The 23,373-nt window shown below is 58.6% G+C and carries 24 protein-coding genes and 2 pseudogenes; 18 read left to right on the forward strand and 8 right to left on the reverse strand.

The annotated features are described in order from the left end of the window. The 8 genes and pseudogenes from M7F93_RS04320 to M7F93_RS04355 all read left to right on the forward strand — a co-directional run. Positions 1-333, forward strand: a pseudogene (locus tag M7F93_RS04320) (radical SAM protein); the annotation flags it as partial. 48 nt (positions 334-381) lie between these two features. Continuing rightward, positions 382-1,452 (forward strand): lipoate--protein ligase family protein, encoded by a 1,071-nt coding sequence (locus M7F93_RS04325; RefSeq protein ID WP_298169642.1) that lies wholly within the window; start codon positions 382-384, stop codon positions 1,450-1,452. Next, positions 1,449-2,510, forward strand: coding sequence for a geranylgeranyl reductase family protein (locus tag M7F93_RS04330; protein ID WP_298169645.1), 1,062 nt, complete (start codon positions 1,449-1,451; stop codon positions 2,508-2,510). Before M7F93_RS04325 ends, M7F93_RS04330 begins: the two co-directional genes overlap by 4 nt. Before the next feature lie 24 nt (positions 2,511-2,534). Further along, positions 2,535-3,671 carry a radical SAM protein gene (locus M7F93_RS04335; protein WP_298169648.1) on the forward strand — a complete coding sequence of 379 codons (1,137 nt, stop codon included), beginning with the start codon at positions 2,535-2,537 and terminating at the stop codon, positions 3,669-3,671. Between the two features lie 247 nt (positions 3,672-3,918). Further along, on the forward strand, positions 3,919-5,253 hold the full coding sequence (locus tag M7F93_RS04340) for an OmpP1/FadL family transporter (RefSeq protein ID WP_298169651.1): 1,335 nt from the start codon (positions 3,919-3,921) through the stop codon (positions 5,251-5,253). Between the two features lie 116 nt (positions 5,254-5,369). Beyond that, positions 5,370-5,780: a hypothetical protein gene (locus M7F93_RS04345; RefSeq protein WP_298169654.1), complete on the forward strand. Its 411-nt coding sequence runs from the start codon at positions 5,370-5,372 to the stop codon at positions 5,778-5,780. A gap of 42 nt (positions 5,781-5,822) precedes the next feature. Then, a complete protein-coding gene (locus tag M7F93_RS04350) occupies positions 5,823-6,830 on the forward strand; it encodes a lipoate--protein ligase family protein (protein WP_298169657.1) in 1,008 nt (335 codons plus the stop codon). Positions 6,831-6,888: 58 nt separating this feature from the next. Then, a complete protein-coding gene (locus M7F93_RS04355) occupies positions 6,889-7,266 on the forward strand; it encodes a hypothetical protein (RefSeq protein WP_298169660.1) in 378 nt (125 codons plus the stop codon). A gap of 57 nt (positions 7,267-7,323) precedes the next feature. On the opposite strand, the gene M7F93_RS04360 is transcribed toward M7F93_RS04355, so the two are convergent. Further along, a complete protein-coding gene (locus tag M7F93_RS04360; RefSeq protein ID WP_298169663.1) occupies positions 7,324-7,647 on the reverse strand; it encodes a hypothetical protein in 324 nt (107 codons plus the stop codon). A 126-nt stretch (positions 7,648-7,773) separates the two neighbouring features. Between M7F93_RS04360 and M7F93_RS04365 the strand changes: the two genes are divergently transcribed. The 5 genes from M7F93_RS04365 to M7F93_RS04385 are packed head-to-tail and all read left to right on the forward strand — an operon-like array spanning position 7,774 to position 13,859. Beyond that, the gene (locus tag M7F93_RS04365; protein WP_298169666.1) at positions 7,774-8,178 is read left to right on the forward strand and encodes a hypothetical protein; all 405 of its coding nucleotides are present in this window, start codon (positions 7,774-7,776) and stop codon (positions 8,176-8,178) included. Further along, on the forward strand, positions 8,171-9,001 hold the full coding sequence (locus M7F93_RS04370) for a CbbQ/NirQ/NorQ/GpvN family protein (RefSeq protein ID WP_298169669.1): 831 nt from the start codon (positions 8,171-8,173) through the stop codon (positions 8,999-9,001). Before M7F93_RS04365 ends, M7F93_RS04370 begins: the two co-directional genes overlap by 8 nt. A 9-nt stretch (positions 9,002-9,010) precedes the next feature. Continuing rightward, on the forward strand, positions 9,011-11,506 hold the full coding sequence (locus tag M7F93_RS04375) for a nitric oxide reductase activation protein NorD (RefSeq protein WP_298169672.1): 2,496 nt from the start codon (positions 9,011-9,013) through the stop codon (positions 11,504-11,506). Then, entirely contained in the window at positions 11,503-12,717 is a 1,215-nt protein-coding gene (locus M7F93_RS04380) for an acetoin utilization protein AcuC (RefSeq protein WP_298169675.1), read from the forward strand. Before M7F93_RS04375 ends, M7F93_RS04380 begins: the two co-directional genes overlap by 4 nt. Next, the gene (locus M7F93_RS04385; protein WP_298169679.1) at positions 12,714-13,859 is read left to right on the forward strand and encodes an aldo/keto reductase; all 1,146 of its coding nucleotides are present in this window, start codon (positions 12,714-12,716) and stop codon (positions 13,857-13,859) included. The genes M7F93_RS04380 and M7F93_RS04385 overlap by 4 nt, the downstream gene beginning before the upstream one ends. A gap of 21 nt (positions 13,860-13,880) precedes the next feature. On the opposite strand, the gene M7F93_RS04390 is transcribed toward M7F93_RS04385, so the two are convergent. Continuing rightward, positions 13,881-14,483 (reverse strand): TM2 domain-containing protein, encoded by a 603-nt coding sequence (locus M7F93_RS04390; RefSeq protein ID WP_298169681.1) that lies wholly within the window; start codon positions 14,481-14,483, stop codon positions 13,881-13,883. A gap of 85 nt (positions 14,484-14,568) precedes the next feature. Between M7F93_RS04390 and M7F93_RS04395 the strand changes: the two genes are divergently transcribed. The 4 genes from M7F93_RS04395 to M7F93_RS04410 are packed head-to-tail and all read left to right on the forward strand — an operon-like array spanning position 14,569 to position 17,278. After that, positions 14,569-15,495, forward strand: a complete 927-nt coding sequence (locus M7F93_RS04395) for a selenium metabolism-associated LysR family transcriptional regulator (RefSeq protein WP_298169684.1) — start codon at positions 14,569-14,571, stop codon at positions 15,493-15,495. Position 15,496: 1 nt separating this feature from the next. Continuing rightward, positions 15,497-16,249 carry a type 1 glutamine amidotransferase gene (locus M7F93_RS04400; protein WP_298169686.1) on the forward strand — a complete coding sequence of 251 codons (753 nt, stop codon included), beginning with the start codon at positions 15,497-15,499 and terminating at the stop codon, positions 16,247-16,249. Then, positions 16,246-16,602 (forward strand): hypothetical protein, encoded by a 357-nt coding sequence (locus tag M7F93_RS04405; protein WP_298169688.1) that lies wholly within the window; start codon positions 16,246-16,248, stop codon positions 16,600-16,602. Before M7F93_RS04400 ends, M7F93_RS04405 begins: the two co-directional genes overlap by 4 nt. A gap of 28 nt (positions 16,603-16,630) precedes the next feature. Continuing rightward, on the forward strand, positions 16,631-17,278 hold the full coding sequence (locus M7F93_RS04410) for a VTT domain-containing protein (RefSeq protein WP_298169690.1): 648 nt from the start codon (positions 16,631-16,633) through the stop codon (positions 17,276-17,278). Here the strand turns inward: M7F93_RS04410 and M7F93_RS04415 are convergent. Together M7F93_RS04415 and aguB are read right to left on the reverse strand one after the other, a co-directional pair. Next, positions 17,199-18,029 (reverse strand): gamma-glutamyl-gamma-aminobutyrate hydrolase family protein, encoded by an 831-nt coding sequence (locus M7F93_RS04415; RefSeq protein ID WP_298169694.1) that lies wholly within the window; start codon positions 18,027-18,029, stop codon positions 17,199-17,201. The genes M7F93_RS04410 and M7F93_RS04415 overlap by 80 nt on opposite strands. Next, positions 18,022-18,894 carry an N-carbamoylputrescine amidase gene (aguB, locus tag M7F93_RS04420; RefSeq protein WP_298169697.1) on the reverse strand — a complete coding sequence of 291 codons (873 nt, stop codon included), beginning with the start codon at positions 18,892-18,894 and terminating at the stop codon, positions 18,022-18,024. Before aguB ends, M7F93_RS04415 begins: the two co-directional genes overlap by 8 nt. Between aguB and M7F93_RS11915 the strand changes: the two are divergent. Next, positions 18,872-19,114 (forward strand): annotated as a pseudogene (locus M7F93_RS11915) (antitoxin MazE-like protein); the annotation flags it as partial. The gene aguB and the pseudogene M7F93_RS11915 sit on opposite strands and share 23 nt — an antisense overlap. 18 nt (positions 19,115-19,132) lie before the next feature. Here the strand turns inward: M7F93_RS11915 and M7F93_RS04425 are convergent. The 4 genes from M7F93_RS04425 to M7F93_RS04440 are packed head-to-tail and all read right to left on the reverse strand — an operon-like array spanning position 19,133 to position 23,323. Then, entirely contained in the window at positions 19,133-19,402 is a 270-nt protein-coding gene (locus M7F93_RS04425; RefSeq protein WP_298169700.1) for a FeoC-like transcriptional regulator, read from the reverse strand. Continuing rightward, a complete protein-coding gene (feoB, locus tag M7F93_RS04430) occupies positions 19,399-21,747 on the reverse strand; it encodes a Fe(2+) transporter permease subunit FeoB (protein ID WP_298169706.1) in 2,349 nt (782 codons plus the stop codon). The genes M7F93_RS04425 and feoB overlap by 4 nt, the downstream gene beginning before the upstream one ends. Further along, entirely contained in the window at positions 21,744-22,031 is a 288-nt protein-coding gene (locus M7F93_RS04435; protein ID WP_298169709.1) for a FeoA family protein, read from the reverse strand. Before M7F93_RS04435 ends, feoB begins: the two co-directional genes overlap by 4 nt. Before the next feature lie 35 nt (positions 22,032-22,066). Continuing rightward, positions 22,067-23,323: a carbohydrate porin gene (locus M7F93_RS04440; RefSeq protein ID WP_298169712.1), complete on the reverse strand. Its 1,257-nt coding sequence runs from the start codon at positions 23,321-23,323 to the stop codon at positions 22,067-22,069. Between the last annotated feature and the right edge of the window lie 50 nt (positions 23,324-23,373).

Genomic DNA, 23,373 nt, shown 5'->3' on the forward strand with positions numbered 1-23,373 from the left:
GGTAAATTCTTTATGGATGCGCGTGCTGCTCTACCGGAAACACCGGTATTGCTGGGTTGCGCGCGTCCGTCCGGCGTGCATCGCTCCATCACCGACACCTATGCGGTCATGGCGGGACTGAACGGCGTGGCCTTCCCCTCTGATGGCATGCTGGCGCTTGCCAAACATTTGGAACGGGATGTTTTTGTGACACCTTCCTGCTGCTCCATGATTGTTGGTGAAGAAGTCCTGGCACTCGGTGATGAGACGACTACCATGCCCTTGGATTATGTTCCCGTCGCGCCGAAGCGTCGTACACAACTGCGGGATATCCCGATTGTATTTACGGCTTGAGACGACAGTGCTTTCTCTGGGCTTGATGTTTTCCCGGTGGCTCGCGTTATGACAGCACACGCCTCTGATGACTGGCTTGTGGTTGATACTGGTCTGCGCCCTGCCGACGAAAATATGGCTTTAGACAAAGCGTTGCTCCTGGCGATGTTGGAAAGCCGGACTCCCAACATTTTTCGTTTCCTGCGTTTTGAAGAATCCGCGCTGGTCGGTTATCACCAATCACCAGAGCAGGAACTCAACCTGGAGTTTTGCCGTGAACAGGGGATCGCCGTGCAGCGTCGTCTCACCGGCGGCGGCGCACTGATTTTTGATCCCACCCAGATAGGCTGGGAGTTGGTGTGTCGGCGGGACGCACTGCCCCAGGGTGATATGGCGTCACTGGCACGGAAGATCTGTGAAGCGGCAGCGGCCGGCTTGTCACTTTTGGGGGTGCGCGCGCAGTTTCGTCCGCGCAATGACATTGAAGTGGAAGGGCGAAAGATTTCCGGCACCGGAGGGATTATGGATGGAGACGTGTTGCTGTTTCAGGGCACGGTGCTCGTCGATCTGGATATCCCGCGCATGCTGCGCGTACTGCGCGTGCCATTGGAGAAACTGGACGCCCATGCAGTTTCTTCGGTGGCGGAACGGGTGACCAGCTTGAAAGCCCTGTTGGGTAAGGCGCCGGAGTTGATGGCAGTGCAGAAAGCCTTGCTGGATGGTTTCCGCGCGCAGTTGGGGCTGTCTTTCGTCGAAGGGGACGTGCCGGATACCATAACCGCGCTATTGCCGGAGGCATTGGCGGGAGTGCGTGATGCGGAGTGGCTCGGTATCAACCGCCGCGCGCGTGACGCTATGCCGTTGCGTAAAGCGACGTTGCGCGCCCCCGGTGGCACGCTGCAAGCGGAAATGCTCTGGGATAGCTATGGGAACCGAGTGCGGCAAGTCCGCTTTAGCGGTGACTATTTTATCCAGCCGCGGCGCGCTATCGTCGATCTGGAGGCGGCGCTGCGTAATGTCCATCTGAATGACGTGGATGGCATCATTGCGGGATTGTTCGAGAAGCAGGCTGTCGATGGCTTCGGCTTACAGCCGGAGCATTTCGCGACGGTATTGCGGATGGCGGCAAAAGACGCGTGAATCCTTTGGCCATAGATGTACTGGTGATTGGTGTTGGTCCGGCCGGCGCGGCGGCAGCGCGTGCCGCTGCGGGCAAAGGCCTTACGGTGATCTGCGTTGATCGCCGTGCGGAGGTCGGTGTCCCGGTGCAATGCGCCGAGTTTGTCCCCATGCCGCTCCTGCGTACCGTGCATGAAACGGATTCGCGGGTGCAGGACATAGAAGGGATGTTGACGGTACTGCCGTCCGGGCTACAGCATCACAGCGTCTTCCCCGGCATGATGATTGACCGGGCACGTTTTGATCAGGGCCTGGTAAAACTGGCGCAGGCGGCGGGCGCGCAGGTGGAAATGCGTTGCCAATTCCTCGCCTGGGATGGCGCAGTGGCCCGCTTGCGGCGCGGTACAGATGAAGAGTTCACGGTGCGTCCCCGCTTGCTGGTTGGCGCCGATGGGCCGCACAGCCTGGTGGCGGAGGCGGTGGGCTTGCCGCATCAACAGGTCGTTTATACCCGTCAATATACGGTGCCGCTGCTGCGCCCCTATGCGGATACGGATATTTTCCTCTCGGATGCCTTTCCTGGCGGCTATGGCTGGTTGTTCCCCCGCGGGCCGGTGGCTAATCTCGGACTGGGGGCGGATCGGCGTTTTGAGGACAATCTTAAATTGCCGCTGGAGCAGTTGCATCGGCAGATGGTGGAGCGCGGCATCGTCGGCGAATCAGTCCTCGGGCGTACCGGCGGCGCGATCCCCGTAGGCGGTATTCGGCCCATGGTGCATGGCAACGTGGTGCTTGCCGGAGATGCGGCCGGGCTGACCCACCCCATTACCGGGGCGGGCATCCCCGCGGCGGTAATCAGTGGTGAGGGCGGAGGATCGGCAGCCGCTGATTACCTGGCGGGTGATGAGGACGCATTAGAGAGCTACGCAGAAGATATGCAGGATCAGTTTGGTCCGGCCCTGGCGCGGGCTGTGCAGCGTAGAAAATCTTTGGAGGCCGTCTGGCGTCAGCCTGCGGCCCGGGAAGACAGGGTGATGCGATCCGGTTGGATTGCCTTTGATGAATACTTTGCCGCTTAAGGCGGAATGACAGGAGGAACTTCCATGAGTGCGGTAGCGCAAGAAAATTCTCAGACCTTGAACTTTTATCGCCCGGATTATTTCGTCAAAACGCCGACGATGCGGTCGCCGGAATATGTGCAGTTAAGCACCGCGGCGGCGATTACGTTGGGTCTGGTGCCCGGGGTGATGCACCGTACCTCCTGTACCAATTGCCTGAACCTGTTGATGACTTATCCGGAAGGTTGTCGTGCCAACTGCACCTACTGTGGTCTGGCCCGGCATCGTGAAGAGAGTCGTGATTATGCGGATCGCAACTTCATCCGGGTGGACTGGCCGACGGTGCGCGTGGATGAAATGCTCGAACGTATCGCCCAGAACAGTGACAAGGGCCAGTTCCAGCGCATGTGCATCAGTATGATCACCCATCCCGATTCTGACCATGATACGCAAGTCATGCTGAAGCGCTGGATGGAAGTGGCGCCCCATATTCCCGTCTCCATTCTTTCCAACCCGACCACCATGGAGAAGCAGGATCTCATCGACCTCAAGGCGATGGGTGCCGACATTTTTACCGTCGCACTGGACGCTGTAACCCCGGAAATCTTTGAGCGCACCCGTGGCAAGACCGTGCAAAGCCCTCATTCCTGGGATAAGTACTGGCAGACCATCGAATGGGCGGCGGAAATTTACGGACCGGAGAAATTCGGCGCGCACCTGATCTGCGGCATGGGCGAGACGGAACAGGAAATCCTCGCCGTCTGTCAGCAGATGAAGGACATGGGTGGGCATAACCACATGTTCGCCTTCTTCCCCGAGAAGGGTTCCATGATGGAGGATTGGGATGCCGTGCCGCAGGATCACTGGCGCCGGGTGCAGTTGGGCCGCTTCCTGATCGATTATGCCGGTGGCCGTTACGAAGATATGGGCTTTGACGCCCATGGCCGGGTCGAAGACTTCGGATACCCGCAGGCCGAGTTGGAAGACATTATCAATTCCGGCAAGCCCTTCCAGACCTCCGGTTGCCCTGGGAAGGATGATGAAGAAGTCAGCGCCTGTAACCGGCCTTATGGGGATTCCTCGCCTTCGGACATTCGCTCCTTTCCTTTCGTGCTGAACAAGGAAGATGTGGAGATCGTGCGGCGCCAGATGCGCTTGCAGGATTTGCAGTTTTTGGGCTAGCGTTAAAATTTCGCGCTGAATGGGGGCGCATCATGTAATGTGCATATAGGGGCTTCGGCCCCTTTTTTGTTGGAGTGTTATATTTTTTCTTATGGGTTTTTATAATATTTATTGTTGCTAATAAACCAATATTTTATGGGTTGATAAAAGGATTAAAAAATTGATAGAACTAAGGGCTTGCAACGTTGTTCCGGTTCCGACACAATCACCGTGTCATTAGCGACACAACTGGGGACGGAGAATTCAAATGAAAAAATCACGGATTTTAGGAATTGCGGTTGGCGCGACGTTGGCGATGGGCCTGTCGGCCAGTGCATTTGCAACAGATGGTTATCAGTTGATTGGTATTGGGCAGTATGCCATGGGCATGGCGGGTGCCGTTGTTGCGGCTCCCGATGATCCTCTGTCTGCGGCCATGAGCAACCCGGCCGGGTTGGCGTTGTTGACTCCGCAGGCGGCGTTCTCGGCGGAGATTTTTAATCCAACCCGTAAAACTAATTTTGGTTCCGGCGAGATTGGTAGTCACAGTAATGTCTACGGTGTGCCGGCCATTGGTTGGGTGGCACCGGCATTTGGTGACGGTATCGTTTTTGGTGGTGGTGTTTATGGTACCTCTGGCCTGGGGGTGAATTATGTTCAGCCTAACGTAAATGGTCCTGCATTCGATATGCGTGCCACTCCACCCGCACAGGGGTTTGCACCGGGTACGATCAATGCGTATAGCAGCATTACATTTATGCAAATGGCCCCTTCTCTTGCGATGAAAGTGAATAGCCATTTGGCAGTGGGCGCGTCTTTGAATATTGCTGCGGAGCAGGGGTCTTTTCTTCAGTCGTTTACGCCAAATAACAATGCCTTTTTTGCAAGGCAGTCGAACGCGTATTATGTTGGCGGAGGTTTGAACCTGGCTTCGCCATCATGGGCCTATGGTGTAGGTGTGACTTTGGGTGCTCTGTACAAGGTGAACGATATGGTGACGCTGGGTGCTACTTACAAGTCACCTGTAATATTCACGCCAATGACATGGCAAGAATCTGGCGAGGTTGGTCCCGGAAATGTGCAAGGGGGAGCTGGACAATATAGTGGGCATTTGAATTACCCACAGCAGATTGCTTTGGGCTTGGCCATCCGGCCTATTCCTCAGTGGTTAATTAGCGTGGAAGGGCAGTGGATAAACTGGCACGCTACCATGAATAACTTTACCATCTACGGACCTTGGAATGGGCAGTCGAGTGTTGCCTTACCTATGCATTGGAGTAACCAGTGGGTAGCTAATATTGGTACTCAATATGATCTTACCAACTGGCTACAGGTGCGGGCAGGTTATACCTATGGTACTAATCCGATCAGTAGTGGCAATATAGCGAATAACCTGATTTTCCCAGCGGTGGTAACGAATGCAGTTACGTTTGGTGCTACGCAGAAGCTGGGTATGGGATGGAAGCTCACGGAGGCGTATATGCATGCTTTTGCTAATACAGTCAACGGACCTGTCGGCTCCTCACCCTTCTTTGGGGCAGCCCCGGCCAGCGCCACCCTCGCCGAAAATTCCTACGGCCTTCAGGTCGGTTACGACTTCTAAAAAATCCCTCCTCAGGGTATGCGGGAGACGGGCAACCGTCTCCTTTTTTGTGGGCGTCTTGCATGGGGAGGGGGTTTTGGGGGAATATATAGCCGACCGTATTGCTAGGGATTGTCATGAAGTCGATACCGATTACCGATGTGAGCAGCCTGAAAAATGAGCTGAAAAAGTACAAGATGGGGAAGAAGCTGGAGATTCCCCGGTTCAATCAACTGGCGCGCATGGCTTACATGGGGCGACTGGTGATGACGCCGCTGGACCCGGAAGACTCCTCTTGCAAGTCTTTTTTGGTGCATATTCAGGAGCCGCAAGGACTGGCGGCGCATTTCATCGAGCTGGACGAGGACCTGCAGGATACCATTCTGATCCTCGACAGTGAGCAGTCCATGGCCATGGCAGGGATCATGCAGGCGGGCGTGGAAGAGCGGATGCGCTGGCACCAGGCCCTCAATGAGCGCGACTTTTATTTTTCGGCTTTTTATCGGCCGAAGGATAAAGAGACGCAAGCGGAGACCACGGAGAGCTGATGAGCGCGGGTTGATCGCTTCGGTCGGTTGCATTTGCAGGTGATGCGAATCCGCTTGATCCATCTGGGGACTCTGGCTCCGGAGGCGCTGCACCGCGCCTATGTCGGCTTGGCGGAGGCGCAGGGTGAGCAGGATGTGCCCATTCTGCTGTTGGCGCAGTCTGGCGCCCATCTGAGTCTGGGAGCCGCGCAGGGGCTGGCTGCGGAGCTGGATCGATCGGCTTGCGAGCGGCTGAGGATTCCGGTGGTGCAACGAGCCTTGGGTGGTGGTCTGGTCTGGGTAGATCCTGGTCAACTGAATTATTTCTTTATCTTTCCCGCTGCTGCAGGAATATGTCGCGCGCCTGAGTTGTTCGCTCTGATTGCCCCTTGGGTGATTGCTGTGCATGCGTATTTCGGCCTGAAAGTGGAGCCAAGGGAAGGGCATGATTTCTGGTATCAAGGGCGCAAGATCGGCGGTACCGGGGCCGCGACCATCAGGCACAGTCTGGTGCTGGGCGGCAGCTTCATCCTGGAGGCGCAGTGGGCGTCCTTTGTGGACTGCGTGGCAGCGCCTTCGGCGGGTTTTCGCACATGGCTGTTAGAGGCGTTGCAGGAAGGGCTGTGTAGCTGGTCGCAGTTGCTGGACAGGGTAGTGGAGCCAGGTGTGGTGCTGGCAGCCTGTCCGATGTTGCTGCAGGCTGCAGGCTATGACCTGACCCTCCCGACAGAGCCTACGGAGGCAGAACGGTATGCGATGGGTCAGGCGGAGCTGGACGACATGGACTGGGATCAGCCGCTCCGTCGTCGGGTGCGCGCCGGTATCAAACTCAAAGCGGGAGCTTTTCTGACGGAGCGGCACTGGCCGGAGGGCGACTGGTTGCGGGTGTGGACGGAGAATGGTGCCTTTCGGCGTGTCGCGGGTTCGGCCTGGTCGGTGGGGCAGGGGACCCGGTTAATAGGTCTGCAGCCTGATTCTGTTCAGCTTGGTGAACAGTTGCGAGAAATTGTCGGCAAAGAGGCTTCGCTCTGGGGTGAACGACTGTTAGAAACGGCGGTCTGGGCGGATTGAGCCCGTCGGTGCTGGCGGCTTGTTCCCAATCAATAGCAATGTAATTGGAGGTGGCCTGGTGCCCAGTATCAGCGATCGGATGCGCAAGCGTTTTATTCTCATGGCGAGTGATCCGGAACTACGCACGGCGGTTGTGATGACGACGCCCGAAGGCTGGGAGATGACGGCGGCGACGGACTTGGACGACCTCGGCGATTGGCAGGAAGTCCTGCTGCATCGTTTTATGCTGCTCAATCTGGATGATCCGGAGATTGAGGATCCTATTGAGCTGATTGACACCTTGCGGCGGGAATTTCAGTTGAATATTGCGATATTTTGTCTGGGCGGGAGCCAGGAGCGGCGGGATGCAGCGCGTTCGGCACGAGCGGATCGTTTTTTTGACCGGGATGCAGGTTTGCTGCGTTTGCCGGAATTTTTTGCCCAGTTTGGCTGGTAGATGCCGGAGTACCGCTCATCGGCCGGAGAGCTGATGAGCGCGGTCAGCTACGCAGTGTCAGCCGACTTTGGCGTGGGCCTCGGTGTCCAGCAGCAGATTGTGGCTTTCGCTCTGGCCGTCGGCGCTGACGGTGAGAGTGGCGATACGGATGCCGGCGTCCTTGAAGGTGATTTCGTAGGAGAAAATGCCGGGCAATTCGAGGCTGGCTTCTTTCAGGGTCTTGCCTTCGCAGGCGACGCTGATCTTGGCGCTGCCTTTGCCTTCCAGCATGGCCTGAATCCGGAAAGGATGGCCGGCGACACGGCGATAGACTTGCGGGTCGCGGTTGGCGTTGTATTGCAGGTTGTTGAGTTTGATCATTTTGATCAGATTCGTGCTCATGATAGCCCCTTCTTAATCGCACTATAAAATGAATTGTACACGCATTCAGCTAAAACGCTCTTATCCTAGACGAAAATCGCCCGGAGTGATAGCGGGGCGCGACCGTGAAGCCCATCAGGAGTGATGATGACCGAGTCAAACGAGTTAATTGGTGCATTAGATGCAGCGCAGGAGCGTATAGAAGTGCTGGCGCGGCAGCAGGTTGACGGGATGGCGTTGCCGGAACTGGTGGCGGCAGGTGTGGAAGAAGCGGCAGCCATGGTGCGTATCATGCTGGTTGCAGAGCACAAGCCCTATGTCAGTGATGCGGATTTGCTGGAGTTGTGGAAAACGCTGGTGAAGGGTTCACCCCACTGGAATACCCTTCGCGACAATTGCCGTGAACTGGTTTACTACCAGAACTGTCTGAATGCAGAGCGTGCTGATGCACTGCCCGCAGAGCCGGAGCGCATGGTGATTCATACCCTGCGCCATATCTATCTATACCTGCGTAGTCATGTCGAGCAAAATCATGGGGACAAATATGAGTGAGACGAAAATGGCAGAGAGCAACGGCTTGCGTTTGCCCTTCGAGGAGCCGTTTTATCAGCCGGTGGCGAATGAGGTAAGGGTGTTCATGGCGGCCTGGGATCGGCGTCTGCCGGTCATGCTCAAGGGGCCGACAGGTTGCGGCAAAACCCGCTTTCTGGAGCACATGGCGTGGCGCTTGAAGCGGCCGCTGGTGACCGTCGCCTGCCACGAAGACCTCACCAGTTCAGACCTGGTCGGGCGCTTTCTGATCGAGGGCGACGAAACGGTCTGGCAGGACGGCCCGTTGACCAAAGCGGTGCGGGAGGGGGCAATCTGCTATCTGGATGAGATTGTTGAAGCGCGTACCGATACGACGGTCGTCATCCATCCGCTGACCGATCATCGCCGTCATCTGCCCATTGAGAAGCTCGGCGTGGAGATTATTGCGCACCCCGATTTTATGCTGGTGATTTCCTACAATCCGGGCTACCAGACGGTGCTGAAGGATCTCAAGCCTTCGACCAAGCAGCGTTTTGTGGGGATGAATTTCAACTATCCGCCCGCCGATGTGGAAACCCGGATTGTGATGAAAGAGGCGGGCATGGATGAGAGCCGGGCCAGGGCGCTGGTGGCGGCGGCGGGTAAGGCGCGGAACCTCAAGGATCAGGGATTGCAGGAAGTGACCTCTACCCGCGCCCTGATCTATGCGGGTGCGCTGATGGTGGCGGGTCTGGACGCGCTGGAGGCCTGTACCGTGGCGATCATCCATCCGCAGACGGATGATCCGGAGTTGGCTGAGGCGCTGCTGGAGATTTTTCGGACCTTTTTCCCGGAGCAGGGCTAAGGAGCGCCCATGTCGGCGGCGATGGAGGATATCCTCGACCATCTGGCGGCCGTCAGTTTTGTGGCGGGGCGGGATGCGCGAGCGGCTTTGCCAGCGGTCACTCCGTTGGGGGAGGCGGGAACCTTACGTTATTTGGAGACTGGACGGGATTTGTTTTTCTATGACCGGGAAGCAGGCAAAGCGTTTTTCCATGCCACCTCCGATCTGATAATGACCTTTGAGGGTCTGGATCCCTGGCTGGATCAGGCACGGGTGTTTCTCAGCCAACGCGGCACCTTCCGGGCGGCGGTGGGCTTCTTCGAGCAGGCCAGTGCGGTACGCCGGGGTTGGGGCGCAGAGGGGGAAGCGTTGTGGTTTGCCTTGGGTGCGGCCTGGATCGACCGGCATGTGGACAGTGCGGCATCCTATTTCCGGGTACCTGCAGCGATTCTGTTTGGTGATGCAGGAGTTGAGGGGCTGCGGGCGCTGCTGACACCGGCTGAAGTTCTCGCCAAGGGGCGTCTGGGGCTGGGGACGTATCTGGACGGTGCCATCAAGGTGCGCGGCATCTGCGGCCTGGAGGGCGTGGCGGAATGGACGCGGCGTGGCGGCGATGTGCTGGCGGCGGGCAGGGTGCGTGGTGAGGCCTGGTTCCGACTGGAGAGTGATGAGGCGCGCAGCTTTTTGCTGGAGGTTTTGCCCGGCTTTCGTATGGGAACCCACAAGCGGCTTTTCGGACTCCTGCTTCAGGCCTGGACCGGGCTGCATCTGCCCTTGGAAGAGGGGGACTGGAGCCTGGAGGGTGGGCGCAGTTTTGTCGAGACCGACGGGCGCAGTCTCTTTGTGCCGGCGGTGATGCCCGACCGGGAAGAGGCTTTGCTGGCCTTCTACCATACCGGTGCGCATCTGGTCTTTGACAGCTATGAGCAAGATGCCATCCATACCCTTTTTGCCGAGATCGGTGTGCAGCATCCGCCTCTGGATCCCGACCAGCGGATCACCTGGCGGCCGCTGTTCGCCCAGTTTGGCGACGATATGATTCGTTTTCAGCTGATTTTTGATCTCTGTGAAGATCTGCGTGTGGATAGCGCGCTGGAGCGGGAGATGCCCGGTTATCTGGCGCGGGTGCTGCGGGCATCCCGTCAGCGCAGGCGGCCGGAAGGGGTTGCCGGGCACTATTATCAGGCGGCTGTGAATATGCTGGAAGATGGCATGGCCGGAAGATTGCCCGGGGATCTTGCCATGTTGATGACGGCACAAACCGGCATTGTTGACGCCTTCCGGGCAGCGCTCACTCTCTATGCAACGACGGATTTGCCGCCGATCTCCTTGTCTGAGCGCGCCCGCGCCTATCTGCCCGGCCATTCGCCCAATGCGGCACGACCGGTGTATCCGCGGCAGAAGCGCGGTACGGATGTTCCGGAGATGGATGGCGGCGGTGAACTGGGTGCTGCCGGCCATGAGGAAAAACCGCGAGAGGCCCCGCAACAGGCCGAAGGCAATGATCCGGATATGGATATTCCTCCTGAGGATATTCAGGGGACCGGCGGGCGGGTCGGGGTCGGTATTCCCATGCCCGCCAAGGTCATGGGCAGTGGTCGCGGGGTACAAGGGCCTAAAGGTGGCTGGCCTTATCGCGAATGGGACTACCGTCAGCAGAGCTATAAAGAGGGCTGGGCGCGGGTGCATGAGCGTCCGCTGCGCGAACACGATGAGGCCAAGGCTATTGCCATTGCTGCCGAATATGACGGCACGTTAAGGCGTTTGAAGCGGGCCTTGCAGGCACAGAAGCCGACGCGGATGGCGCCGCGCCGTCGCCAGTACGAGGGTGACGAGCCCGATTTGGAGGCCGCAGTGCAGTTTGTGGTGGAGCGGCGCGCGGGACATTCGCCTAAAGCCGGTATCTACCTGCAACGGCGACCGCAACAGCGAGATACTTCGGTACTGCTGCTCGCCGATCTGTCTACCTCCATTATGGCGGAGGCCGGAGATTCCGGCGTGCGGGTGGTGGATCGCTTGCGTTCGGCAATGCTGCTCTTTGGTGAGGCACTGGTGGAAGTAGGCGATCCTTTTGCCCTTTACGGATTCGCCAGCAAGTATCACGACGAGGTGTTGCTTTACCCCATCAAGCGATTCACCGACAAATTTGATGCGCGGGCGCGGGCCTTGCTCGGCGGCCTGTCCGGGCGGCTGGCGACGCGCATGGGCGCCGCCATTCGTCATAGCTCGCGACTGATGCTGCGGAGTCCGGCGCAGCGGCGTTTGCTGTTGATCCTGTCGGACGGTCGTCCGGCAGATTATGACGATGCCGGTGATTCCCGCTATCTGCAGGAAGATACGCGCATGGCGGTGAAGGAGGCGCAGGACTTGGGTATCCACGCCTTTTGCATCAGTCTCGACCCGTGCGGCGGTGAATATCTGCCGCTGGTTTTTGGCCCCGGACATTATCTCGTGCTGCCCCATCTCGATAGCCTGCCGACGCGCCTGCCCGAGATTTACCTGCGCCTGCGCGGTCACAGCGCATGACGGGCGAGGTACAGGTGGTCGTTGGCAGAATGAGTGAGCGGGAGATGCTGCGTCAGCAGATTACCGCGACCCGTCCCGCGATTTTTGTCGGGGCGGCGCGTTACCGGCGGGCGAGTTATGGGAGTAACCATCCCCTGGCGATTCCGCGGGTGTCCCTGACCCTGGACCTCATCAATAGCTACGGGGCCATGGCGCCGGAAGAATACCGGCAGGGCCGCCCGGCCAGCCATCGGGAGCTCTTTGGCTTTCATACCAAAGATTACATACAGGCCTTTGAGCGCGCCCAGTTTCGCGGTGGTGTGCAGGACGGCGATCGCCAGCGTTATCAGCTGGGGACGTTGGAGAATCCCTATTTCCCCGGTTTTTTCGACACCCCCTCCCTAGCTACCGGTTCCAGCGTGCTCGCGGCGGAAGCCGTGCTGGAAGGCGCAACTGCCTTCAGCCCCGCAGGCGGAATGCACCATGCTGCACCGGGTCAGGCCCGTGGCTTCTGCTACCTCAACGATCCGGTGCTCGCCATTCAGCGCCTGCGCCGCGCCGGGTTGCGGGTGTTGTACTGGGACATGGATGCCCACCACGGTGATGGGGTGGAGGCGGCCTTTGTGGAGGACCCGGACACGCTGACGGTCTCCCTGCACATGGATACGGACTACGCTTACCCCTCTCAGGGCGGGAAGCTCAGCGATTGGCCGGGCTTGGCGGTTAATCTGCCTTTGCCCAAAGAAGTGAATGACAGTGAGTATGCTCTGGCTTTTGCGGTGTTGTGGCCTCGCGTTTTGCAGCACTTCGATCCAGATGTCGTCGTTTTGCAGGCGGGCACCGATATCCTCGCCCCCGACCCCTTGAGCAAGTTCCGGATCTCCAACGGCCTGTTCTGGCAGGTCGTACGCCAGATTGTCGCGGAAAGTCCGCGTCTGCTGGTGCTGGGCGGGGGTGGTTATCATCCCGTTGCCCTGGCGCGCTGCTGGACGGGGCTTTGGGCTATTTTGAGCGGACGTTCGTTACCCGCGGAATTGCCTGCGGCCGGGCGGGTGCTGCTCAAGGCCGTCGAATGGGAGCTGGACGATGAGGATGTGCCGGACTATGGTCAGCAGTTCCTGTCGCTGGAAGATGCACCCCGATCCGGCCCGGTGCGCGCCGATCTGCATGAGCGCTTGGATTTTTTGCTGCAACATCACCCTCTCTTTGTCAACAGGAGTAACGCTGCGTGAATGCTGCGGAAAACGGACTGATTCCCGGAGCCGCCAACAGTGCCGGTACCAAGACCTATGTGGCACGCTTCGCCGAGACCCTCGCGGACGAACACTTCAGTGACTTTTTAAATACCCGCATCAAGCTGTCTTCGCTGGGGGTCGGCACCTTCCCCGGCGGCGTGGACGATGTGACGGATGTCGCGGTGGCGGCCATTGTGGCGCAGGCCTTGCAATCGGGTATCAATGTCGTCGACACTGGTGCCAACTATCGTTTCGGACGGGCCGGACGGGCGGTAGGGGTGGGTATTGCCAAGGCCATGGCGGCAGGCATTCGGCGTGAGGAATTCTTTGTCGTCGGCAAGGGCGGCTTTTTGACCTTTGCCAACGGCCGCCCCAGGGAACCGCTGGCCTTTTTCCGTGAAGAAGTGGTGGCCAAGGGGTTGGGCAAGGAAGATGACCTCGCCCAGGGCGTCCATTGCCTGAGCCCCGAGTATATCGCCTGGCAACTGGATGCCCTGCGCGAGCAGACGGGTTTAGAGACGTTGGATGTCTTCCTGATTGATCAGCCGGAAGTGCATATCCCGGTGATTGGCAAGGAACGCATGTATCAGAAACTGATCGACGTGTTCACCATGCTCGAAGCCGCGGTGCAGGCCAACAAAATTCGCTGCTATGGCATTTCCACCTTTAATGCCTGCCGGGTAGAGACCGATAATACGCTGTTCCAGTCGCTGACCAGCCTGATCGGATTGGCTGAGAAGGCCGCAGGGCAAGGCAATCGCCACCATCTGCGGGTGGTGCAACTTCCCTTCAATGCGCTGATGCCGGAGGCCTACACCCGTTTCAGCCAGGTGACCGGGCAGGGCAATATCGGCTCGACCATTCAGGCGGCTTTTCAGCTCAAGCTGACCATTATGGCGAGTCACCCCCTGGGCAAAGGACTGCTGGCGCGGGAAGAAGTGCCTTCTCTACAGGAAGGGATGCCGGAGCTGGCTGATGCCGCGCAGCGCGCCATCCAGTTTGTGCGCTCGACGCCGGGTATCGGGGTGACGCTGGTGGGACTTAGCTCGCCCCTGCATCTCGCCGATTTTCTGGCGGTAGCCAGACAGCTTCCACTCCCCAAAGGGCGCTATCTGGCCATGTTTGAGAAGGAGGAATAGTCTGTACTGAACGGTTTCCGTCTATTTTTCGATGGAATCCGCTGACTTCTGATCCGGCCCGCTTTTGGGGGCTTTGGCCATTTCGGCGAGCAGGCGCTCTTGTTCCGCGAACGAGAGGCGGCGCTGTCCAGGCGCAAAACCCTTTTTGGCGGGGGCATTGGCGGCAGGGTGGCCGGCCCGCTCGCTCTCCTTGGTCTGGGTATAGTCTCGTAACTCGCGCTGCCATTGCGCTGGTTTCTCACCGGTGTCTGCGCGTCCCTGGTAGTTGGCGGGAGCGGCTGGCGTCTGTTTGGCGAACCAGCTCGCCTTGCGCAGGGCCTTGTTGTAAGCGCTGATCCACAGGTCAATGCGGCTGAGGTCCCAGAGCGCAGTGGCGCAGAGCACAATGGTAAGGCCAATGGCCTCCCAGATTAAACCCAGAAAGGCCAGCCCGATAATTGCGGCGCTGATTAGCGGAAAGACCCAGGCCCAGGCCTGTTCCAGATAGAAACGATGCGCTCCAACGGGAAACAAGCACCAGTATAGATAACCCCATAGAGATTTCTTCTGGAGTTTTTGCAAGCGAATTTGTAGACTCTGTACCCCGGCGCCTTGCAGGTCGAGCTTTTCCCAAGCCTTGGGCATGGGTTATCCTCCGTTAATACTGTATTGAAGCGCTCAGATACTACCCATAAACTGGTGAAAAGTCGCGGGCGACTTAAGGATTTCCATGGCAGATAGGCGTTTACAGGTTTTTCACACCGTGGCAAGGCTGCTCAGCTTTACCAAGGCGGCAGATACACTGCATATGACCCAGCCAGCGGTGACCTTCCAGGTCAAGCAACTGGAAGAGCAATTCAATACGCGTTTGTTTGACCGCACTCATAACCGCATCAGCCTCACCGAGGCCGGTATGGTGGTTTATGAGTACTCCGAGCGCATCATCGCGCTGTATAGTGAGATGTCCAATCGGGTCGGGGAAATGACGGGTGATCTGCGCGGGCAACTGCTCATCGGGGCCAGTACGACCATTGCCGAATACATGCTGCCTCGGGTCCTGGGTGACTTCAAAATGAAGTATCCCGATGTGCAGGTGCGCCTGCATGTGGGCAATACGGATAAAATTGTCCACATGATTGAGGATAACAGCATTGATCTGGGTCTGGTGGAAGGGGTGGTGACCAACAAAAGTCTTGCCACGTTGAAGTGCTGCATGGACTCCATGGTGGTCATTGCTGAGCCGGAACATGCCCTGGGTACCTACGAAAGTGTGACCGCGCAGGAGTTGCTGGATTATCCCTTTGTTTCCCGCGAGGAAGGATCAGGCACCCGTGAGGTGACCATGGAGTATTTGCATCAGGTCGGCGTGGACACCAACGATCTGCATATCACCATGGAATTAGGCAGTCCGGAAGCGGTTAAAGGGGCTGTGGAAGGCGGGCTGGGGGTGGCGATTGTCTCCGAGGCGACTGTTCTCAAGGAGTTGGCGCTGGGTACTTTGCTGGCGCGCCCCTTGAATCCGCCGCTGGCCCGCCCCTATTCCTTCGTCTATCAGAAGCAGAAATTTCGTAGTCTGGTGATGGACGAGTTTCTGGAGTTCGCCAAAGATCGCTGTAGCAGGGACATGCTGTCCGTGCCGGTGCGTCGAGGGGGTTAACATGAAGCATTTTGCCGTCGTGCAGCACAGTTACTCCGAGTTTCTGGGCATCGTGGAGAGTCAACTGGAGAAGCGCGACATCGGTTTCAGTTACTTCCGGGTTTTTCTCAGTAACGAGCTGCCGGGCAATGCGCTGACTTTTGATGCCTTATTTTTGCTGGGTGGGCCTATGTCTCCCCTGGAGTCGGACAAATATGCCTGGCTGACCCAGGAACTCAATACCATCGCTATTTTCCGCAAGGCGAAGCGGCCGGTGGTGGGCTTTGGCTTGGGGGCGTTATTGCTGGCGCAGTATGAAGGGGCCGAATTGCACCTGGAACCTTATCATAATGCCTACTTCACTACCGCCCACGCCACCGAGGCAGGCCGCAACGACCCGCTGGCGCAGGCAGTGGATGGTGCTCAGGTGATGGTCTGGTCACCGGGCACCGCCACCCTGCCGGAGGGTGTCGAGCCGTTGGTGACGGATGACGATGGTCGCTGGATCGCCTTCCGCCCGGAGGAAGGTGTGGTGGGACTGCTGTTCCGGCCGGAAATGAAGCCGGGACTGATTGAAGATATTCTTATGGAAGAAGATCGCGAAACGCCAGAGAATATCGGCGAACTCCTGGGGCGGGCGCGGACGCTGTGGCCGGAGATGCAGAAAACTACGGACCGGGTCATCATTGCCTTGGTCCGCGAGTTATCCCTCATGACCGAGAAACGCAAACCACGGGTATTCTCCCTCAAAGTCGATACCGGGGATGATGTATGAACAGCCGGGAGCGTCATTTTCTCCGCGTCATGCGCAAACTCGGGAGCGCGGAGCAAGAGCAGTTGCTGGCCTTTGCCGATTTTTTGAGAAGCCGGCAACAACCAGAAACGGTGGTGATGCATCAGGCGCCAAAGATTTTACCCGCCAAAGAGGGTGAGACCGTCGTCGGTGCGATTAAACGCCTGCGGGAAAGCTATGCCATGCTCGATGCCAAGGAGATGCTCAACGACACCTCCAGTCTGATGTCCAGGCATGTGCTGGGCGGGGAAGCGGCAGAGACGGTCATTGTTGAATTGGAGAGGATGTTCGAACGCTACTATCAGCGTTGTCGCGGCGCGCCGGAAGACACATGAATTCACGTCGCACCGGGTGATCGCGCCAATGCCGGACATTCATCATCTCGTGCAGATTCTGCTGCACTTTGACCAATACCTGATAGTGTTTCTTCAGCAATATGGGGCTTGGGTCTATGCCCTGTTGTTCCTGATTCTTTTCGCCGAGACCGGGCTGGTGATTATGCCGGTTTTACCGGGCGACTCCATGTTATTTATCTGTGGTACCTTAGCCGGCGCGGGCATCATGAACGCACCCTGGTTGCTGGGTCTGCTGGTGACTGCGGCAGTGCTGGGCGATGCGGTGAATTACTGGGTGGGGCACCGCTGGGGTGTTCGCCTTTTTGGTGGGCGCCTGCTCAATGTCCGGTACTTGGATACGACCCAGCGCTTCTATGCACGACATGGCGGTAAGACGGTGATCATCGCCCGTTTTTTGCCCATTATTCGTACCTTCGCACCTTTTGTGGCAGGTATTGCCACTATGCCGTATCGTCGTTTCTTTGGTTTCAATTTGACGGGCGCTTTCCTGTGGGTGGGGGGCTTGCTGGGTGCTGGTTATTTCCTCGGGCGCTTTCCCTGGGTTAAAAGTCACCTGAATATGGTGATCGTCGCTATCATCGTGATTTCACTGTTTCCCGCCGTGCTGGCTTGGCTGCAACAGCGTTTGCGGCCTTCCGAGCATCCTTTCCGCTAAGTCTTTGTCTCGCCGTGTGCTGTTGCGTGCGCACCAGGCGCCGGGCAGCGCGCTGTACCAGCCAGTTAAACAGGGTCTGCTGATGCGGATCACCGGCGGCTGTATGCTCCGGGTGCCACTGGACGGCAAAGACATCTGGATTGTCGGGCATATCCACGGCTTCAATGACGCCATCCTCGGCGATGGCGTTGATGCGTAGTGCGGGGGCCATGTTCGCGATGGCCTGGTGATGCCAGGAGGATATCTCCAGGGTATCCCGTCCGACGATGCTCCCCAGCAACGTGTCCGGCAAGACGATGACCTCATGCATGATGGGATTATGCTCGGCGTTGCGATGGCAAATGCGGGTGCCGATGCTTTTGGGCAGGTCCTGGAGAAGGTCGCCGCCAAGGGCGACATTGATAATCTGGAGGCCGCGGCAGATGCCGAGCACCGGGATGCGCCGGGCGATGGCCTCCCGCGCCAGGGCAATCTCGGCGGCATCGCGGTCTGGGTGCATGGCATGGGTGCTGTCATCGCATGGCGCGCCATAAAAATCGGGAGAGATGTCACCACCGCCAGTGAGCACCAGCGCGTCACAGCGCAATAGAATGATACGGGCTTCGGGGCACTGGGGCGGGAAGAGGATGGGTAACCCGCCCGCCTGACAGACGGCGGCGGCGTACTGCGGGGCGAGGGAAAAGGCTTCGCCGTTGCGCTCGTATGCGCTCAGGGCGATGACGGGAGGCGCGGAGGGCTGGGGATTATCCATGGCGCGGACTCCCGTCCAGGGTCAGGATAGGCGCATAAAGTTCAGGGCGGCGATCACGGAAGAGGCCCCACTCCAGCCGCTGTGCGGCGAGGGCTTGCAGGTCGAGATCGGCGTAGAGGATAGTCTCCTCCTGCTCGGCGTGGACTATCAGCGCGCCAGTAGCATCGCTGATGAAAGATCCACCATAGAAGGTGATTTCGCTCTCCCGGCCGATTTCCCGGCCCACCCGGTTGGCAGCCACCACGGGGACCAGATTGGCGGCAGCATGGCCCTGCATGACCCGGGTCCAGTGTCCGCGGCTGTTGATTTCCGGGGCTTGAGGTTCAGAGCCGATAGCGGTGGGGTAGAACAGGATTTCGGCACCCCGCAGCGCCATCACCCGCGCCGCTTCCGGGAACCATTGGTCCCAGCAGATGGCGACGCCGAGGCGTCCGTAGCGGCTGTCAAATACACGGAACCCAGTATCGCCGGGGCTGAAATAAAATTTTTCCTGATAACCGGGGCCGTCCGGGATATGGGCCTTGCGATAGAGCCCCAGATCGCTGCCGTCGGCGTCAAAAACCACCAGACTATTGAAGAAGGCGTTATTGGCGCGTTCAAAAAAGCTGACCGGGAGCACGATCTCGCGCTCCCGCGCCAGCTTTTGCATGGCCAGCAGGGCGGGGTGGCTCTCGCGGGGCTGTGCCAGGTTCAGGAAGTCGGGATTCTGGTCCTTGCAGAAGTACGGTGTGCTGAAGAGTTCCTGGAGGAGAATGATCCGGGCACCGGCGTCTGCCGCTGAGGTTACGTGCCGCAGTGCTTTGGCGATATTGTCGGTCTCGTTTTCTCCTACGGCCATCTGAATGGCTGCCACTTTTAACCGCACCGGTCACCTCGTTCGTCATGGCCAATCAAATATCACTCCCGGCCTGTGGGATAAGTATAGAGGACCTCTTCATGGAGACAATAGGTTAAGTGATCGCCTATCAAGGAGAAGGGCTGCTTGCATACTGCGACCCTTCGTCCGATCCAAATCTTGGGTACCCGACACGCGGCGCCCAGGCCGAGCGGGCGAGTGCCGTCGCCAAGTCGAACGTATGATGGAACGGCGGGCTGAGGTGTCCTCACTGTCTTCCCCCCACGCCGCACCAGCGGTAGGCCTGAACGGGGGACGCCGGGGCGCTGCTGCAACTGCCGCATCCGCCCGAATTACAACGGTTGCCACAGCTTTTATGGGTCCCGACCAGTACCGGCTCTACCGCGCCGCGACACTGCCAGTACGCCAGCATGTCCTCGACCAGGCCAACAGAGAGCTTTAATTCGGCAGCCATCTGGCTGGCGCTGGCCATGCCCTGTCTCAGTAGTACCTCCCGAACCGCGAATAAGGGTTTCATGCCGCCGCCCTCTGGTTCAGAGAGGGCTTCGCTAAGGCGGCCACGCGCTGCCCATAAAGCCGCAGACCAATGACCAGCAAGGCAAAGGCTGCCAGTACCCCCACGATCCATGCCCCGGAGGATCCCGGATGTTCGGTGAAGGTGCCCGTCTGGTAAACCACCGCGCCCGCGCCCCAAGCCAGGCTGATACCATACAGCAGGGAGAAGATCATCCAGCCCCAGCCGACTTCCCGGCGGAGTGCGCCCATGGTGCTGGCGCAGGGCACGTAAAGCAGCACAAAGACCAGGTAAGCAAATGCCGAGAGGGCGGTGAAGCCGGCCGCAATAGCCTGGAGGGTGGCGCTTTCCGCCCCCGATGCCTGTTGGGTGGAGGCGGTGGATGTGATAGCGGACAGACCCAAAGGGTCGTCCAGCGTGGTGATAAAGGTGATGGCATTAGTGGGGATTGTCTTGAGCGCATCCCAGAGTTGTCCGGCAAGGTCGGGATCGCGATAGGCTGCCATCAGGTCGGCCGCATTCTGCCGCTGATAAATACCATTCAGCGTGCCGATCACGATCTCCTTGGCGGCTGCCCCTGCAATCAGCCCGGAAATGGCGGGCCAGTTCTCCTGATGAATCCCCATGGGCGCAAAAATCGGAACCAGCGCGCGGCTGCCCTGGGCGAGCAGGGAATGGTCAATGTCGGTACTGTGCAGCCCGTGATCTGTCCAGCCGATACCGGGAAGAATGAAGAGTACCACGCCGATGACTGCAATCACCCGGCCCACCCGGAAGATGAATACCTTCAAGCGCTGCCAGCTCTGCAGTACCACACTCCGGATGCTGGGCAGGCGGTAGGGCGGCAGTTCCATGACGAAGGGCAGTGCCTCGCCGCGCAAGGCGGTTTTGCCGAGCAGCCAGGCCGTCAGCAGGGCGACGATAATACCCAGCACATAGAGGGCGAAGACTACCTGTCCGCCATTACTGCGAAAGAACACCACGGCAAAGGCCATATAAATGGTCAGGCGTGCGGAGCAGGACATAAAGGGTTGCATCAACACGGTCAGGATACGTCCGCGCGGATCTTCGATGATGCGTGATCCCATGATGGCGGGTACATTACAGCCGAAACCGATCACCATGGGAACGAGCGCATTGCCGGGTAGTCCCAGGCGCCGCATCAGACGATCCATGGCATAGGCGGCGCGGGCCATGTAACCCGAATCGTCGAGCAAGGCCAGAAAAACGAAAGTCAGGCCAATAGGGGGAATGAAGGAAATTACGAGATTCAGTCCGCCGCCAACGCCCCCGGCAACGATAGAGATCAGCCCGGTGGGTAGCCCCGTCTCCAGCAGCACATGACCGACCCCATGGATCAGGAGAGCAGCGGAAGCCTGATCGAAGAAATCCAAAAAGATATTACCGCCGCTGAAACTGACGACGAAGACCAGATAGAGCACCAGCAAAAAAACGGGAACACCGAGCCAGTCATTCAGCACCACATGATCCAGCAGGTCGGTGACCCGCTGGCGTATTCCGGCATGTCCGTTACGACGCAGCGCCGTGGTGGCCATTTCCTGTGCCCAGCCGAAACGCTGATCCATGATCAGATCGGCAGGGGTTTCAGCGCTGCCATCTTCCACCTCTGCGGTGATTTGCTGCAGAGTATGTTGCACCCCGGAGTTGGTGGGGTCGGCGCTGCCCTCCAGCAGGCGTAAGGCCTCGAAACGCTGACGCACGGGATTGCTGCCCGGCAGCAGGGTGCTTAGGGTGTCCAGAGCGCATTCTATGAGCGGGCCATAGGCAGGCGGGCTGCCATGGGGTGGCTGCTTGAGTGCCTGTGTCAGGCTTTCCAGCAGAGCGCTGCGACCCTTGGCCTTGCGGGCGACCATGGGTATTACCGGCAGACCGAGTGCCGTTGACAGTCCAGCGGTGAGCACTTCCAGTCCCTGGGCCTCGGCCTCATCGACCATATTCATTACCAGAATCATCGGGCGGCCCGTTTCCAATAATTCTGCGGTCAGGGCCAGATGCCGCTCCAGATTGGAGGCATCCACGATGTTGATAACCAGATCGACCTGCCCGTCGAGCAGGAAGTTACGGGCCACCGACTGATCCTCGCCGCCTCCCCCCAGCAGGCTGTAGACACCCGGCAGGTCAACAACCGAGACCTTGCGGCCACCCAAGCTCATGCTGCCGCCGCGCCGTTCGACGGTAACGCCTGGCCAGTTGCCCACATGCTGGTGGGCGCCTGTCAGCAGGTTGAACACGGTGGTTTTGCCGCAGTTCGGATTGCCCGCCAAAGCGATAACCGGTAGCCCGGTGGTGGACGAGATTTTCTGATTTTCTTCGTGGCACGCGCTCATACCTGTGCTCCTGTATTCGGGGATTCGGTCCCCAACAACTCGACGGCGATACGCTGGATCAAACCCCAGCCCAGTGCAATGTGTGCTCCGCCCACCTGCAATATGGCACCCCGCTTACCTGGGCCATGAACTACGCGGATGTCGGTGCCCCGGCGAATGCCGAACATGCTCATGCGTTGCTGAATGCCTCTGCCGCCAGCGATCTCGCGTACCCTGGCGCTGTCGCCCGGTTTAAGGTTTCCTACGGACAGGAATGGATGTACTGGATCGGCTTGCTTATGCATGAGGACTGTTTCCATGGGATGGTTTTCAATCTGCTTCAGGAAAATTCGACGTGTAAACGCAATATGCCGACGGTGGTGTCAGGATAATAGCCGTTGGGATGCTGTATGAACTGCAGGTCGGGCTGCAGGCTGACCTGCCTGGTGAGTTTTGCGACGTAGGTGAGTTCGTAAGACGTTTCGGCGCTGTGGATGGCAGTGGTTTCCACGCCAAGGCGTTCTGCCACAGGACCTGGATGCAGCCAGGCGCGCGCCATGCCGATGGATAAGCTGTCATCCGGGCGACTGGCGAACGGGTGACCCAGGCGCAGGCCCAGTCCCAGATACCAGGGAACGGGATTGAGGCCCTGTGGCGCACCACCCATCTGGACGAAGGCACCGAGCTGACGTTCTCCCGGCAGACTCCAGTTCCCTTCGGCGACGGCATAGACGCCAGAAGTCGCAGGAGAGAGCCCATAGTGGTCCGAATGGGGTTGCTGGTAGTGCCAGACACCTGCTTTGAGGACGTATCGACCATAATTATCGGTGTTACCCTTTGGGACGTCGTTATCCTCTTTGCCCCAGTGCAGACCTCCTTCCCATAAGGCCATGTAGCCGCGCTCAAAGGCTGAGGTCTGATGCTGAGGATCGCCCTGAAATAGTGCGACCTTGCTACTCAGGTGCTCGCTATGGGTACCTGCCAGAAGCCCCAAGCCTGAGTAAGGATAGGTGGCGGTACCAGGGACATTGACGGTCATGGTCGGTGTTATGCCAAAGGAGCTGTTGATGAGCTGCAAGGCGTTGGCCGTGACGTCGAAGTAATAGTTCACATCCATGTAACCGATACGGGTGTTGAGCCAGTCCGTCCAGCGCTGACGGAAGGCGGCATCGTAAAAGCGGACTGCATCGGGTGCCCAGATGTTACTGGCCGTCTGGATGTCGCCGCTGTAGTTCTGCTGGATGGCACTGTTGTAAATGCCTATCAGGGAGAGGGTGAATTTGCCGCCTTTCCACAGACCGGCCTTTTCGCTGTCATATTCGACGCCGATCTGCCCGACGATATTACCCTCGCTGCCCTGTTTAGTCCCGTCGGCAAAATTGGTGAAAACCTCGCTATCCAGGTGTCCGGCCCAGGAGAGGCCATTGGTAATATAGCTATAGACGGGCAGATATTTGGGCGAAATGCCGGAGATGTCCGGGATAGATCCATTGCCGGAGGGCGAGGGACTATCCGTTGCCCAGGCACCGGAGACGGATCCGAGGACGCTGGCGCAGAAGAGGAGAGCCACAGTAGTGGGGCAGGAAAACAAAGTCATGGAGCGCCCTTTCGTAATGAATGAGAACCATTCTCACTATTATACGAATG

This window comes from Acidithiobacillus sp., from assembly GCF_027322205.1.
Lineage (GTDB): Bacteria > Pseudomonadota > Gammaproteobacteria > Acidithiobacillales > Acidithiobacillaceae > Acidithiobacillus.

Bases quoted from the DNA above. Each gene is read 5' to 3' on its own strand.
- M7F93_RS04345 (WP_298169654.1), top strand. From the start codon at position 5,370: ATGAAGTCGATACCGATTACCGATGTGAGCAGCCTGAAAAATGAGCTG.
- feoB (WP_298169706.1), bottom strand. From the start codon at position 21,747: ATGAGCGCGTGCCACGAAGAAAATCAGAAAATCTCGTCCACCACCGGG.
- M7F93_RS04335 (WP_298169648.1), top strand. From the start codon at position 2,535: ATGAGTGCGGTAGCGCAAGAAAATTCTCAGACCTTGAACTTTTATCGC.
- M7F93_RS04375 (WP_298169672.1), top strand. From the start codon at position 9,011: ATGTCGGCGGCGATGGAGGATATCCTCGACCATCTGGCGGCCGTCAGT.
- M7F93_RS04340 (WP_298169651.1), top strand. From the start codon at position 3,919: ATGAAAAAATCACGGATTTTAGGAATTGCGGTTGGCGCGACGTTGGCG.
- M7F93_RS04425 (WP_298169700.1), bottom strand. From the start codon at position 19,402: ATGAAACCCTTATTCGCGGTTCGGGAGGTACTACTGAGACAGGGCATG.
- M7F93_RS04325 (WP_298169642.1), top strand. From the start codon at position 382: ATGACAGCACACGCCTCTGATGACTGGCTTGTGGTTGATACTGGTCTG.
- M7F93_RS04435 (WP_298169709.1), bottom strand. From the start codon at position 22,031: ATGCATAAGCAAGCCGATCCAGTACATCCATTCCTGTCCGTAGGAAAC.
- M7F93_RS04410 (WP_298169690.1), top strand. From the start codon at position 16,631: ATGCCGGACATTCATCATCTCGTGCAGATTCTGCTGCACTTTGACCAA.
- M7F93_RS04380 (WP_298169675.1), top strand. From the start codon at position 11,503: ATGACGGGCGAGGTACAGGTGGTCGTTGGCAGAATGAGTGAGCGGGAG.
- M7F93_RS04360 (WP_298169663.1), bottom strand. From the start codon at position 7,647: ATGAGCACGAATCTGATCAAAATGATCAAACTCAACAACCTGCAATAC.
- M7F93_RS04400 (WP_298169686.1), top strand. From the start codon at position 15,497: ATGAAGCATTTTGCCGTCGTGCAGCACAGTTACTCCGAGTTTCTGGGC.
- M7F93_RS04370 (WP_298169669.1), top strand. From the start codon at position 8,171: ATGAGTGAGACGAAAATGGCAGAGAGCAACGGCTTGCGTTTGCCCTTC.
- M7F93_RS04395 (WP_298169684.1), top strand. From the start codon at position 14,569: ATGGCAGATAGGCGTTTACAGGTTTTTCACACCGTGGCAAGGCTGCTC.
- M7F93_RS04440 (WP_298169712.1), bottom strand. From the start codon at position 23,323: ATGACTTTGTTTTCCTGCCCCACTACTGTGGCTCTCCTCTTCTGCGCC.
- M7F93_RS04390 (WP_298169681.1), bottom strand. From the start codon at position 14,483: ATGCCCAAGGCTTGGGAAAAGCTCGACCTGCAAGGCGCCGGGGTACAG.
- M7F93_RS04365 (WP_298169666.1), top strand. From the start codon at position 7,774: ATGACCGAGTCAAACGAGTTAATTGGTGCATTAGATGCAGCGCAGGAG.
- M7F93_RS04405 (WP_298169688.1), top strand. From the start codon at position 16,246: ATGAACAGCCGGGAGCGTCATTTTCTCCGCGTCATGCGCAAACTCGGG.
- M7F93_RS04415 (WP_298169694.1), bottom strand. From the start codon at position 18,029: ATGGATAATCCCCAGCCCTCCGCGCCTCCCGTCATCGCCCTGAGCGCA.
- M7F93_RS04350 (WP_298169657.1), top strand. From the start codon at position 5,823: ATGCGAATCCGCTTGATCCATCTGGGGACTCTGGCTCCGGAGGCGCTG.